Below are 13,358 nucleotides of genomic sequence, written 5' to 3' on the forward strand. Positions count from 1 at the left end.
GGCGTTTTCGCCCTTTGAACTGCCTCTGTAGCCGGCCAGCAAAACTGGCCGGGATAAGCGCCCTCAGCGCGCCTTGATGGCCGGACTATAGACCATCAGGCTGAGGATTTCGAAGAGGATTTGTGCGCCGACGTGAGCGGTATTGTGGTTCGCGTCATATTGCGGCGCGACTTCGACAACGTCGCCGCCGACGAGATTCACACCCTTGAAGCCGCGAATGAGCTCCAGCGCCTCGCGCGACGTCAGGCCGCCCACTTCGGGTGTACCGGTGCCGGGTGCCACGCTCGGATCGAGACTGTCGATGTCGAAGGACAGATAGGTCGGGCCGTCGCCGATCACAGCTTTGGCCTTCTCGATGATCGCGGCAATGCCGAGACCGTTGATTTCTTCCGCATGAATGACGGTCATGCCAGACTCGTAGGAGAACTCCCAGAGATATTCGGCCGGGCCGCGAATGCCGATCTGGATCGTCCTGACAGGATCGAGCACGCCGTCGAGCACGGCATTGCGGAAGGGACCGCCGTGGTGAAATTTGGTCTGGTCGAACGCGCCGCCGGTGTCGCAATGGGCGTCGATATGGATCATGCCGACGGGCCCATGCTTTTTCGCGATCGCTTTCATGATCGGATGGGTGATCGAGTGGTCACCGCCGACAGAAAGCGGCAGAACGCCTTGGCTCACAAGCTTCGTGTGATAGGCCTCGATGTCGTCATGGCTCATTTCCAGCCGGTATCGGCTGGAAAACGGCACGTCGCCGATATCGGCCACCTTGAGATCGAAGACCGGCGCACAATCGAGCACATGGTTATAGGGTCCGATGCGATCAATCGCCCGCAAGGCGCGAGGTCCGAAGCGCGACCCGGGCCGGTTGGTGACGCCGAGATCCATGGGCACGCCGACGATCGCGACATCGAGATCGCGGACATCAGGGTCACGCTGGTCGACCTGGCGATAGGGGGCAGACACGAAGGTCGGCACACCGGCATAGGGTGCCGCCCGCGTCCCGTTCGAAAAAATCTTCTCGCCGACCTTGGCAAACTTCGGGTCGAAGATCTCGCCGGCCTTGTCGTTTCCGTATTTCTCGCGCAGCGCCGCAAGGCGCTTTTCGTCGAAGGTCATGTCTCGTTCCCTGTTTGTGAACGACGGGCCAGCCACCGTCCATTTTTACGGCACGGTCCTTGCCTGCCCTTATTGTGAGCATTAACCCGCAACCCACTTGGAAAATCAATTCACGATGTTATAGCAATCCATGTGAGAAAAATTCACGGATATTGAATCGCCATGGCAAGCCGCCTGCCCCCGCTCAACCCCTTGCGTGCCTTCGAGGCTGCAGCCCGACGCGGCTCCATCTCGGCCGCGGCGCGAGAACTGAGCGTGACCCATGGCGCCATCTCGCATCAGATCCGCAGTCTGGAAGAAACGCTGAAGACGGCACTGTTCGAGCGCGGCGGCAAGCGGCTCAAGCTGACGCCGCAGGGCGCACTTCTCCTGCCGGCCGTGACCCAGGCCTTCGACGGCATCGCGGCAGCAACCGCCCTGATGAACCGACCATCGACCAGCGGCAACCTGCGCATATCCTGCGTACCGGCACTGCTCTCGCTCTGGCTGGTGCCCCGCCTCGGTTCCTTTGTCGATCGTTACCCCGAGATCAGCCTGACCCTGACATCGAGCAACGATTCCAGCCTCATCTATTCGCCCGACATCGATATCGCGATCCTCTATGGCCCTGGCGGCTGGAAGGATTGCTGGACGAGGCTCTGGAGCAATTTCGACCTTTTCCCTGTCGTCAGCCCGACGCTGCTCAACACGCGGCCGCTGCGCTCCGTCCGCGATCTGCACGACCATGTCCTGCTGCATGGCGATGACGGTCGGGAATGGCGCAGCTGGCTTGCCGCGGCCGATCAACTGGACATGCCCAGAGCGCGCGAACATTTCATGGGCGACGCCAGGCTCTCGACCGAGGCTGCCCGCCATGGCCAGGGCGTGGCGCTCGGCGACAGCATCACGGCCTCCAGCCTGATCGCCGCCGGCGAACTCGTGATCCCCTTCGATCTCGCCGTCCCCGCACCTGACGCTTTCTACGTCGCCGCCCGCAACGACGTGCGCTCAGCCCCGATCGCCAAGGTTTTCATCGACTGGATCTTCGACATGATCGAGACCGAGCGGGCCGCCCAGCCGCGCCCGGCAAGCCGCAGCGCAGGACGAGGCCTGACCTCCCCGCGCAAGCGCAACACCAATACCAATACCACTGCCACACTCTTGGAAGAGAGCTGACAAAGCCGAGGACCCCGCCATGCCCGCCGCCCCCTTCAATCCGCACGTTGCTGATCTCTCGGCCCCGCCAGTGCCTTCGGTGTTTGCATGGGCGCGCGCCTATGATGGCGCAGCCGGCCCGATGATCGACTTGAGTCAGGCCGTGCCCGGTTACCCACCACATCCCGATCTTTTCGCCTGGCTGGCGGAGGCCGCGTCCGCTCGCGCGAATGCCGGCTATGGCCCGATTGAAGGCGAGACGCCCCTGCGCGAGGCCTATGCGGCAGAGGTTGCCGCGGTTTACGGCGCACCGGTCAAGGCTGAAAACATTCACATCACGGCCGGCTGCAACCAGGCCTTCATGGCCGTGGTCTCGGCCATCGCAGCCAGTGGCGATGCGGTGGCGCTGACCGATCCCTTCTACTTCAACCAGGAAACCACGCTGGCGATGATGGGCATCCGCCGCGAGCTGATCCCGCTCGATCCGGCCACCGGTTTCGTGCCCGCCATCGAAGGCATCGAGGCGGCCCTGGCGAAAGGCGTAAAGGCCGTGGCGCTGGTGTCGCCGAACAACCCGACAGGCGCAATTTACCCGGCCGAGCTGCTGCACCAGGCCTTCGACGCCTGCCGCAAGGCAGGTGCCTTCCTCATCCTCGACGAGACCTACCGCGACTTCCTGGCCAGCGCAGACCGCCCGCATGACCTCCTGTCGATCACAGGTTGGGAAGAGAACCTCGTTCTCCTCTATTCCTTCTCGAAATCCTTCTGCATTCCGGGCCACCGCCTCGGTGCGATCACGGCCGGTCCCCGCGCCGTCTCCGAGATCGCAAAAGTCATGGACAATCTGCAGATCTGCGCGCCCCGCGCGCCGCAGGCTGCCGTCGCCAGGGCCATTCCGGCGCTGAAAGACTGGCGCAAGGAAAATCGCATCGAGATCCTGAAGCGCGCCGACACGCTGAAGAGCGTGATGGCAGAGCTCCCTGCCTGGAAGATGGACTCACTTGGCGCCTATTTCGCCTTCATCCGGCATCCCTTCCCCGGCAAGAATTCCGCTGATGTCGCGGAGAGGCTGGCGAAGAAGGCAGGCGTGCTCTGCATTCCCGGCGCCTATTTTGGCGATGACTGCCAGGACTACCTGCGCTTCGCCTTTGCCAATGCCGACAGCGCGACGATCGAAGGTCTGGTCTCCCGTCTATCGACTTTCACTCTGGACTGAGCAGACATGAAGAAAAGCGTGGCGATCATCGGCGGCGGTCCGTCGGGTCTGATGGCGGCGGAACATCTCGCCGGCAAAGGCCATGCCGTCACCGTCTATGACGCGATGCCCACGGTGGGGCGCAAGTTCCTGCTCGCCGGCAAATCCGGCCTCAATATCACCCATGCCGAGGACTATGCGCGTTTTGTTACGCGCTTCGGCGCGGCGAACGACCGGCTGCGCCCCGTGCTCGATCTGATGACGCCGACGGCGATCCGAAGCTGGGCCGCCGGCTTGGGTACGGAAACCTTTGTAGGCTCCTCCGGTCGGATCTTCCCGAAGGCCATGAAAGCCTCGCCTTTGCTGCGCGCCTGGTTGCGGCGGCTGGACGGAATGGGTGTGATTATTCTCACCCACCACCGCTGGACGGGCTTCGATGGAGATGCCCTGCTCTTCGACACACCCGAGGGATCGAAGCGCGTGGCCGCCGACGCAACGCTTCTTGCGCTTGGCGGCGCAAGTTGGCCGAAGCTCGGCTCGACTGCTGCCTGGGTGCCGCTGCTGCAAGCCTCAGACGTGGACATCACCGCGCTCCGCCCGGCCAATTGCGGCTTCGACTGCGACTTCTCCGACAGCTTCGACAGCCGCTTCTCCGGCCATCCGGTAAAATCGGTGAAGGCCACCTCGACCGCCGGCACCACCCAGGGCGAATTCGTCATCAGCCGGGGCGGGATCGAGGGCAGCCTGATCTACGCGCATTCGGCGGCATTGAGGGACGCGCTCGACCAGGAAGGTCATGCTGCGCTTACGCTCGATCTCACACCGGGGCGAACGGCGGAGAAGCTTTCCGCGGACCTCGCACGTCAGGATCGCAAGGCGAGTTTTTCGACAAGACTGAAAAAGGCCGCCAATCTCGACAAAGTAAAGATCGCCCTGCTGCGGGAGGTGAGAACCGACGCCAACCAACTCGATCCGGAGGGCTTGGCAAACCTCATCAAAGCCCTGCCGCTGACCGTAAATCGTCCTCGCCCAATCGAGGAAGCGATATCGACGGCGGGCGGAGTAGCGCTAGAGGCTATCGATGAGCGCTTCATGCTGAAAAGCCGCCCTGGCACCTTCATCGCCGGAGAAATGCTCGACTGGGAAGCTCCAACAGGGGGGTACCTGCTCACCGCCTGCTTCGCGACCGGCATTGCCGCGGCACGTGGCATAGACCAATGGCGCACGGCGCCGGACGGCTGAGCCTTAGCGGCGAGCCTTGTCGTCCTATTTTCCCGGCTTGCGGAACTCGACGGTGGTCTTTGCGACCGGGAAACCGAATTTGGTGACGAGCGCCGTGTTCAGCACCGTACCGTCCTTGCGCAGCACCATCTTGTCCCAGAAGTGAACCTTGTTGCCCTTCGTCTCGGGGCTCAGATAGACGAGGTAGTTGAAGCGGGCAACAGTGCCATTCAGAGTCACTTTCGTCTCACCGATGACATCCTCGCGCGTGCCCAGATAGGTGGTCGGGCTGGTCTTGACGAAACGCCATGTCTTGCGGTCCTTGGTGCCGTCGTCAAATACAAAGTCTTCGCGCAGTGTCAGCGTCTTGCCGTCCCACTTGCCGGTCAGATCAACGGTGAACTTGCGCTTCATCCCGTTGATCGCGCTGAACGAACCCACCGCTTCCGTGCGACCGGTGAAATAGTCCTCGAAAGTGAAATTGTCGGCGGCCTGTCCGGTGGACGGCAGCAGGCTCATGGCTAGCCCGACAAGGGCCAAGGTGAGCTTCGGCATGATTGGCATCTCCATCATTGACGTTGTGCAGACCACTACGCAAAGGATGGACGGCCGGATTTTGCCCCGGCCCGGCAAACGCGTTTGTGAAGGCGGCACACACGCCGCCTTTGCATCCTGTCAGCCGTTGTCGCGCTGGTAAATCCAGTCGTGTTCCGGATGATTCTGGAAGCGCCATTTGCGCAAGGGTCCGGCCATGACATTGAGATAATACATCTCATAGCCATGCGGCACGCCGCAGGGGTGATGCCCCTTCGGCACCAAGACGACATCACCGTCCGAGACGGCCATGGTCTCGTCCAGCGAGCCGTCCTCGGTGAACACACGCTGGAAGCCGAAGCCCTGAGCCGGATTGAGGCGGTGGTAATAGGTCTCTTCGAGATAGGTCATCTCGGGGAAATTGTCCTCGTCGTGCCGATGTGGCGGGTAGGACGACCAATTGCCCGAGGGCGTAAAGACTTCCGTCACCAGGAGGCTGTCGGCGACATCACGGTCTTCCATGGCAATCGGATAGATATGCCGCGTATTGGCGCCCTTGCCACGCTCGACAAGCGAAATGCCCTCTGGCCCGATCCGCTGGGCCTCGCGGCCCGGCATGGCGGGCGCCGTGCAGATTGCAAGCACGCAGTCGGTCGTGGCCTTTGCCGCCCAGTCGGCACCCGCCGGCACATAGACGCAATGCGGCGGCGTCTTTTCGAAGACCGACATGCGATCGCCGAGTTCGCCAAAGTCCTTGCCGCCACCGGAGACCGTTGCCTTGCCTTCCACGAGAACGAGAATGACTTCCGTCTCACCCGTGGCCTCTGCGGCACTCTCGCCCGCCTTCAGGCGATAAAGCCCGAAACCGACATAACCCCAGCCGGCGCTGGCAGGTGTGATGTCGTGCACCTTGCTGGATGTGCCCGTAGGCTTGCGCAACAGATCGGTCATTCCTCGTCTCCCGTGTCTTAAGCTCAGTCGGCGTCGGAGCGCTCGGCCTCTGCCGCGATCCTGATACGCTCGGCCTCCGCCTTGGCTTCGGCCTTTTTCATCGTGTGGTCGTACATGAACAGCAACTCATAACCCGCATAGAGGCCGGCCACGACGAAGACCATCGTCCAGCCGGTGGCGCCGTTCCAATACTCCACTCCGGCCCAGGCCAGCGGCAGCACAACACAGAGAATGCGGCGCCATAGCGGCTTGAAGAAAGGGTGGGTCGGGTCGAGGATCTGGAACTTCAAGGCTTTGCTCCCGGCAGTCTTGTGAATGGGTCGCCTGCAATAGAGCCCAAATCTTCCATCTGTCAAAACACGGGGCGAAGATAAGTCTCCGCCCCGGGGTTTCCATTCAGATCAGCCCGGCTTCCCTGGCAAAGCTCTTGAGCGACTTCAGACCCAGGCTTTGATACTCAAAGGGATTGCGCACGTCCGGATCCTGCTCGGCCTCGATGACGATCCAGCCCTCATAGCTGTGCTCGGCAGCGATCTTCAGGACCGGCGGGAAACTCACACCACCTTCCGTGTCGCCGGGCACGGTAAAGACACCGCGACGCACGCCTTCGAGGAAGGACAGATTTTCGCTGCGCACCTGATCCGCAATCACCGGGCGTACATTTTTCGCGTGGATATGGCCGACGCGGTGCATGTATTTTGCGGCAATCGCTTCCGGATTGCCGCCGCCGAAATAGCAATGACCGGTATCAAGCAACAGCTTCGTATGCGGGCCGGTGTGCTCCATCAGTTTGTCGATTTCGGTCTCGGTCTCGACCACCGTGCCCATATGGTGGTGATAGACCAGCGAGATGCCCTGAGAGGCCGAGAACTCGGCCAGCGCCTCGACGCCGGCGCCGAACTTTGCCCATTCGGCGTCGATGAGCTTTGGACGGTCGGCAAGAGCCGTGTCATCGGCGCCATGGATGGCGTTCGAGGTTTCGCAGACGATGATCACCTTGCAGCCCATGGCCTTCAGCACGTCGAGGAAAGGCTGCATGGCGGCCTTTTCCTCTTCGATCGAGTTCGTGAGCAGGTTCAACGAATGCCAGCCGGAGACGAATTTCAGGCCGCGCGGCTCCAGCACCGACGTCAATTCGCCCGGATCGGTCGGCAGCTTGTGACCCTTCTCGATGCCGTCGAAACCGATCTTTGCGGTTTCGTCGAGGCATTGTTCGAGGCTGATATGGGCGCCGAGGCGGCGGTCGTCGTCGTTGGACCATGCAATCGGATTGGTACCGAACAGGATCATCTCAGTTTCTTTCCTTGAGTGCGGCTTCATATGCTGCGCGGGCTTGCGTGACTTCCTTGCGGGCCGAAACCTCCGGCACCGCGACATCCCACCAGTAGCCGCCGGCTCCTGTGGTCGGATAAGGATCGGTATCAATGACGATGACGGTTGTCTCGGTCGCCGCACGGGCGGCATCGAGTGCGGTTTCCAGCTCTGATATCGACGACACCTTGTGGGACCGCGCACCCATCGACGCAGCGTGGGCGGCAAAGTCGATGGCCATCGGGCTGACATTCGTATGGGCGTAGAGATTGTTGAACTCAGCACCGCCGGTGCCCATCTGCAGCCGGTTGATGCAGCCGTAACCCCTGTTGTCGGTGATCACCAGCGTGATCTTCACGCCCATGCCGACTGCGGTCGCGAGTTCCGAGTTCATCATCATGTAGGAGCCGTCGCCGACCATGACGATAACGTCACGATCGGGCTCTGCCATCTTGATGCCGAGACCGCCGGCGATCTCATAGCCCATGCAGGAGAAGCCATATTCCATATGGTAGGAGAGCGGCAGCGTTGATTTCCACAGCTGGTGCAACTCGCCCGGCATGGTGCCGGCGGCGCACATGACGACGGTGTTGTCGCGCGACGCGCGTTGCACGGCGCCGATCACCTGCATGTCCGTCGGAAGCGAATTGCTATCGACCGGGGCAGCAGTGACGGCATCCGCCTTGGCGAACCAGGAGGCCTTGAGACCGGCATCGGGCGCACCGTACTTGTGATCGCCGAGCGCAGCCGAGAGCTTTTCCAGCCCGATCCTGGCGTCAGCCACGAGTGGAATCGCATCATGCTTGGCGCTGTCATACGCCTGCACGTTGAGCGCGAGGATCTTTCGGCTGGGGTTCTTGAACAGTGCCCAGGACCCGGTGGTGAAATCCTGGAAACGTGTGCCGACGCCGATCACGAGATCGGCCTTTTCCGAGACCAGATTGGCGCTTTCGGCCCCGGTCACGCCAACAGGGCCGAAGTTCAGACCATGGTCCCAGGCGAGCGCAGACTTGCCGGCCTGCGTCTCGACGACGGGGATCTGGTGCTTCTCGACGAAAGCCTTCAGCGTGTCCGTCGCGCCGGAAAAATGCACGCCGCCACCGGCCACGATCACAGGGTTCTTTGCGGAACTCAGGGCCTCGACCGCCGCCTCGAATTCCACGACATCGGGTTCGGGACGACGGAAGCGCCAGGTTTTCCTGGCGAAGAAGCTTTCAGGGTAATCGTAAGCCTCGGCTTGCACATCCTGGCAAAAGGCAAGCGTCACAGGACCGCAATCAGCGGGATCGGTCATCGTGCGCATGGCGCGCGGCAAAGCGGTCAAAAGCTGCTCCGGCCGCATGATCCGGTCGAAGTAGCGCGACACGGGACGGAAGCAGTCATTCGCCGACATGGTACCGTCGCCAAAATCCTCGATCTGCTGAAGCACGGGATCCGGGCCACGATTGGCGAAGACATCGCCGGGAATGAGGAGAACCGGCAGGCGGTTGACATGGGCGAGAGCCGCAGCCGTCACCATATTGAGCGCACCGGGGCCGATGGAGGATGTCACCGCCATCGCGCGACGACGGCCGAGCTGCTTGGCATAGGCGATAGCCGCATGCGCCATCGACTGCTCGTTCTGCCCACGATAGGTCGGCAGCTCCTCGCGTATGCCGTAGAGCGCCTCGCCGATGCCGGCCACGTTGCCGTGGCCAAAGATCGCCCACATGCCGGCGATATAGGGAACGCCATCCTCGTTCATCTGATTGGCGAGATAACGCATCATCGCCTGAGCGGCGGTCAGCCGGATCGTCTTCATGCTTGTCCTCCCTTGGCGGCAACCGCCGCCTTCCGCGCCGCATCCCAGATTGCACAGAGGCTTTGGTAACGCGCCGCCATATCCTCCACCGCCTGGGTATCCGTGATGCTTCCGGCAAGCCATTTGCGCGCCGCGTCACCGAAGATGGTGCGCCCGACAGCAAACCCCTTGACGAGATGAAAGCCGGCAGCAAGCTGGAAACTCGCCTCCAGTTCCGCCTGCGGCGCGTCGAGACCGAGCACGACGATACCGCGTGTATAGGGATCATGGCGCTCGATCGCCGCGCATGCATTCGCCCAGGAGGCCGTCGTCTTCATCGGCTCCAGCTTCCACCAGTCAGGATAGACGCCGATCTCGTAGAAGCGCTCGATGATCTTGGCCGTGGTCTCGTCATCACAGGCACCGACCTTGGACGGGATGACCTCCAGCAGGAATTCCAACCGGTTGCGGCGGGCCGCATGGAAGAGCCGAAGTACCGTCTGCTCCTGATCGGCTTTCATTTCGGCCGTGTCATCCGGGTGATAGAAGGCAAGAACCTTCACGACATGATCGATCGGCCATTCGACCAGACCGCCGAAATCCGGACCAATCTCCGGCTCCAGCGTCAGCGGGCGCGAGCCCGGCCATTCGACGGGGCGGCCAATCCACAGGCCCGTGCCGGCAGCGCGGTAGAGTGCATCGCGCCCCAGGCGGCTGTCGCAGAGCAGGCCATACCCGGCTTTGCCATCGGAAACCCGCAGGGCGGCATCGAGGCAGAGGGTCTTGAACGCGCCGATCCTGTCGTCCGAAACATCGGCCTCCCTGGCCATGGCTTCCAGCTGCATCCGGTGGTCGAAGGCGAACACCCGCATGGTCGACCAGTCAGCCTTGCGGTTGGTCGACCAATGTACCTGCTCGAGCGCTGCATCCTTGCGCAGCGCCTTGTTCTTGATGCCGGTCTTGAAGAAATACTGCAGTTCTTCCCAGCTCGGATAGGCCGGTGTGCAGCCATGGCGGGAGACGGCGAAGGCGCCGCAGGCATTGGCAAATTTCAGCGATGTCGGCCAGTCCTCGCCCGTCAGCCAGCCCTTGAGCAGCCCGGACATGAAGCCATCGCCGGCGCCCAGCACGTTGAAGACTTCGATCGGAAATCCCTCGCCGGCCTGCCCCTCGTCGAGACTGTCAGGGATAGCATCCTCGAAGACCACGGCGCCCATCGGCCCGCGTTTGCAGACCAGCGTCGCCGGCGAGACCTGCCGCACGGCTCTTAGTGCCTCGATCGTATCGGTCGAGCCGCCGGCAATATGGAATTCTTCTTCCGTGCCGACGATCAGGTTGAACAGATGCAGCGTCGACTGCAGCTTTGCTGTCACCTTTTCGGATTCGACGAACCGGCTTTCGCCATCGCCATGGCCAGCAAGACCCCAGAGGTTCGGGCGGTAATCGATGTCGAGTGCGGTCAACCCTCCCGACTGCCGGGCGATTTCCAGCGCCTTCAGAACGGCCTGTTCGGTCCGAGGGTTCGACAGATGCGTACCCGTCACACACACGCAACGCGCTTCGGAAACGAAGTCCGGGTCGATGTCCTCTTCCGACAGCGCCATGTCGGCGCAGTTCTCGCGGTAGAAAATCAGCGGAAACTGGTGTTCGTCGCGGATGCCAAGCAGCACCAGCGCCGTCAGGCGCTCCTTGTCGGTCTTGACGCCGCGCACATCGACGCCCTCGCGCACCAGCTGTTCGCGAATGAAGCGCCCCATATGCTCGTCACCGACTCGGGTGATCAGCGCCGATTTGAGGCCAAGTCGCGCAGTTCCGGCCGCGATATTGGTCGGCGACCCGCCAATATACTTGTTGAAGGAGGCCATATCCTCCAGCCGACCACCAACCTGTGCCCCGTAAAGGTCCACGGACGAGCGGCCGATCGTGATCAGATCGAGCGAAGCCAAGCGATTTCCTCCCTGTGACGCGGGATCTCGCGCCCCGCCTCGAGCCCCCGTCCGCGATTTGGAACGGCGCCCTTCTGAAATAGACTATAAATTCTATTTTTCAGAATTTCAATACGAACATTCAGTCATCCTGTCGCGCAGTGCCGACAGCAACCGAGAGCGTGATTGCCAGGCAAAGCGTGGCCGACAGCGAGCGGAATGCCCCGAAATCGACTTCCGACACCGACAGCAGCGTCGCCCCCATGCGCCGGAGCGGACTGACGACCGTATCCGTGACCGCAATGACGGGAATACCGCGCCCTCGAACCTGTTCGACGAGCTCGAGTGTCTCGGTCGAATAGGGCGAAAAGGTTACGGCGAGGAGCGCATCGCCTTCGCGGATTGCATGGTGATTGTCGAGCCGCCCGACGACGCTGTGCAACATGGCAGGAACGCCCATCTTCTCGAAGGCATAGGCCATGTAACTCGCGACCGGAAAGCTCCGCCGCAGACCGATGATATGAATCATCCGCGCCTCGGAAAGCTGCCTGACGGCGGCCTCCATCGTCGGCGGATCAACAGTTTTGACGAGATTTTCCAGCGAGAGTCGGCCCGCCTCCACAAATTCGGCCAACAGCGCCGAAGGTGAGCCCTCGGCCTTTTCTCGCAGATGCTGGAGGCGTGTCGAATAATCGGGCCAGCCCCCGACAAAGCTCTCGCGAAACAGCTTCTGCATTTCGGAAAACCCGGAGAACCCCATGATCTGGCAAAACCGCATGAAGGCAGACGGCTGCACGCCCGCACCCTCTGCCATCTCTGCAACGGTAGAGACGGCGATGCGGTCCTTGTTGGCTGCAACATAGTCAGCGCATTGCTTTAGTCGCTTGGGCAGGCTGCCGGAGACTTCCAGCAACCGGTCCTCGAACTCCTTGATCGTCTGCGCTCCGCCGCTTTCGCTCATTCCGCCCCTCACCCTCATCCGGACACATCGTCACGCTTGACAGAATCCGTGTCACGATCTAGCAAAATAGAACATATATTCCAAAACGCGGGTTTTGCCAGCGTGAAATGGAACATTGATCAGGTGTCTCCATATGGAGCGCCCAACGACATCACGATCGCCTCCTCTTGACGAGAGACCAGGGCGTGGCAGGGAGGGAATGAACATGGTCACGAGACTGGCACTTCTGGGCGCTGGCCGCATCGGCAAGGTGCATGCAAAAGCCATCGCGGAAGACAAGCGCGCGAAACTCGTCGCTGTCGCCGACGCATTCATGGAAGCCGCAAATGCCATCGCCACGCAGACCGGCTGCGTTGTGAAGACGATCGAGGAAATCGAGGCGGACAAGGACATCGACGCGGTCATCATTTGCACGCCGACCAATACCCATGCCGACCTGATCGAACGTTTCGCCAAGGCCGGCAAGGCGATCTTCTGCGAAAAGCCGATCGATCTGGATGTTAACAGGGCGAAGGCCTGCCTTGAGACCGTGCGTGCTGTTGGCGGAAAGGTCATGCTCGGTTTCAACCGTCGCTTCGACCCGCACTTCCAGGCCGTGCGCAAGGAAATCGACAAGGGCTCGATCGGCAAGGTGGAGATGGTGACGATCACCAGCCGGGACCCGGGCGCGCCTCCTGCCGAATATATCAAGGTCTCCGGCGGCATCTTCCGCGACATGACCATCCACGATTTCGACATGGCCCGCTTCCTGCTGGGCGAAGAAATCGAAACGGTCCAGGCCTCGGCCTCGGTGCTGGTTGACCCCAAGATCGGCGAGCTCGGCGACTACGACAGCGCCTCGCTGATCCTGACGACAAAGAGCGGCCGCCAGGCGATCATCTCCAACTCGCGCCGCGCATCCTATGGCTACGACCAGCGCATCGAGGTGCACGGCTCGCTCGGCTCGGTCTCGGCCGAAAACCAGCGGCCGGTCTCGATCGAGGTCGCCAACAAGGACGGCTATACCCGCCCGCCGCTGCATGATTTCTTCATGACCCGATACACGGCAGCCTACGCGGCCGAGATCTCTGCCTTCATCGACGCGCTCGACAACGGCACGCCGATGGCGCCGTCAGCCGAAGACGGCCTGATCGCGCTGGCGCTCGCCGACGCCGCAGTGAGGTCGGCCAGGGACAAATCCGCAGTCACCGTCGCCTACTGACGACAAAGAGCTCCCGCGCTGCCGCA

The 13,358-nt window shown here is 61.9% G+C and carries 12 protein-coding genes; 4 read left to right on the forward strand and 8 right to left on the reverse strand.

Annotation, left to right across the window (positions count from 1 at the left end):
• Positions 1-63: 63 nt before the first annotated feature.
• Positions 64-1,119 (reverse strand): agmatinase, encoded by a 1,056-nt coding sequence (speB, locus tag LJE98_RS08505; RefSeq protein WP_229574720.1) that lies wholly within the window; start codon positions 1,117-1,119, stop codon positions 64-66.
• A gap of 162 nt (positions 1,120-1,281) precedes the next feature.
• Here speB and LJE98_RS08510 point away from each other — a divergent pair, with 162 nt between their 5' ends.
• The 3 genes from LJE98_RS08510 to LJE98_RS08520 are packed head-to-tail and all read left to right on the forward strand — an operon-like array spanning position 1,282 to position 4,690.
• On the forward strand, positions 1,282-2,274 hold the full coding sequence (locus tag LJE98_RS08510; protein WP_229574721.1) for a LysR substrate-binding domain-containing protein: 993 nt from the start codon (positions 1,282-1,284) through the stop codon (positions 2,272-2,274).
• Between the two features lie 19 nt (positions 2,275-2,293).
• The gene (locus LJE98_RS08515; protein ID WP_229574722.1) at positions 2,294-3,469 is read left to right on the forward strand and encodes an aminotransferase; all 1,176 of its coding nucleotides are present in this window, start codon (positions 2,294-2,296) and stop codon (positions 3,467-3,469) included.
• Positions 3,470-3,475: 6 nt separating this feature from the next.
• Positions 3,476-4,690 (forward strand): TIGR03862 family flavoprotein, encoded by a 1,215-nt coding sequence (locus LJE98_RS08520; protein ID WP_229574723.1) that lies wholly within the window; start codon positions 3,476-3,478, stop codon positions 4,688-4,690.
• Positions 4,691-4,714: 24 nt separating this feature from the next.
• On the opposite strand, the gene LJE98_RS08525 is transcribed toward LJE98_RS08520, so the two are convergent.
• From LJE98_RS08525 to LJE98_RS08555, 7 genes are all read right to left on the reverse strand, one after another.
• Positions 4,715-5,224: a DUF3833 family protein gene (locus LJE98_RS08525; protein ID WP_229574724.1), complete on the reverse strand. Its 510-nt coding sequence runs from the start codon at positions 5,222-5,224 to the stop codon at positions 4,715-4,717.
• A gap of 120 nt (positions 5,225-5,344) precedes the next feature.
• On the reverse strand, positions 5,345-6,154 hold the full coding sequence (iolB, locus tag LJE98_RS08530; RefSeq protein WP_229574725.1) for a 5-deoxy-glucuronate isomerase: 810 nt from the start codon (positions 6,152-6,154) through the stop codon (positions 5,345-5,347).
• Positions 6,155-6,177: 23 nt separating this feature from the next.
• Positions 6,178-6,444: a hypothetical protein gene (locus tag LJE98_RS08535; protein ID WP_229574726.1), complete on the reverse strand. Its 267-nt coding sequence runs from the start codon at positions 6,442-6,444 to the stop codon at positions 6,178-6,180.
• 106 nt (positions 6,445-6,550) lie between these two features.
• Positions 6,551-7,444 carry a myo-inosose-2 dehydratase gene (gene iolE, locus LJE98_RS08540; RefSeq protein WP_229574727.1) on the reverse strand — a complete coding sequence of 298 codons (894 nt, stop codon included), beginning with the start codon at positions 7,442-7,444 and terminating at the stop codon, positions 6,551-6,553.
• A gap of 1 nt (position 7,445) precedes the next feature.
• Complete coding sequence (gene iolD, locus LJE98_RS08545) at positions 7,446-9,266, reverse strand: 3D-(3,5/4)-trihydroxycyclohexane-1,2-dione acylhydrolase (decyclizing) (protein ID WP_229574728.1); 1,821 nt, start codon at positions 9,264-9,266, stop codon at positions 7,446-7,448.
• Positions 9,263-11,191 (reverse strand): bifunctional 5-dehydro-2-deoxygluconokinase/5-dehydro-2-deoxyphosphogluconate aldolase, encoded by a 1,929-nt coding sequence (locus LJE98_RS08550; protein ID WP_229574729.1) that lies wholly within the window; start codon positions 11,189-11,191, stop codon positions 9,263-9,265. Before LJE98_RS08550 ends, iolD begins: the two co-directional genes overlap by 4 nt.
• A 121-nt stretch (positions 11,192-11,312) precedes the next feature.
• Positions 11,313-12,131, reverse strand: coding sequence for a MurR/RpiR family transcriptional regulator (locus LJE98_RS08555; protein WP_229574730.1), 819 nt, complete (start codon positions 12,129-12,131; stop codon positions 11,313-11,315).
• 205 nt (positions 12,132-12,336) lie between these two features.
• On the opposite strand from LJE98_RS08555, the gene iolG reads away from it, so the two are divergent.
• Entirely contained in the window at positions 12,337-13,332 is a 996-nt protein-coding gene (gene iolG, locus LJE98_RS08560) for an inositol 2-dehydrogenase (RefSeq protein ID WP_229574731.1), read from the forward strand.
• Positions 13,333-13,358 lie beyond the last annotated feature (26 nt).

Origin of the sequence: Rhizobium sp. 'Codium 1', from assembly GCF_020889605.1 — a bacterium.
Classification (GTDB): domain Bacteria; phylum Pseudomonadota; class Alphaproteobacteria; order Rhizobiales; family Rhizobiaceae; genus Allorhizobium; species Allorhizobium algae.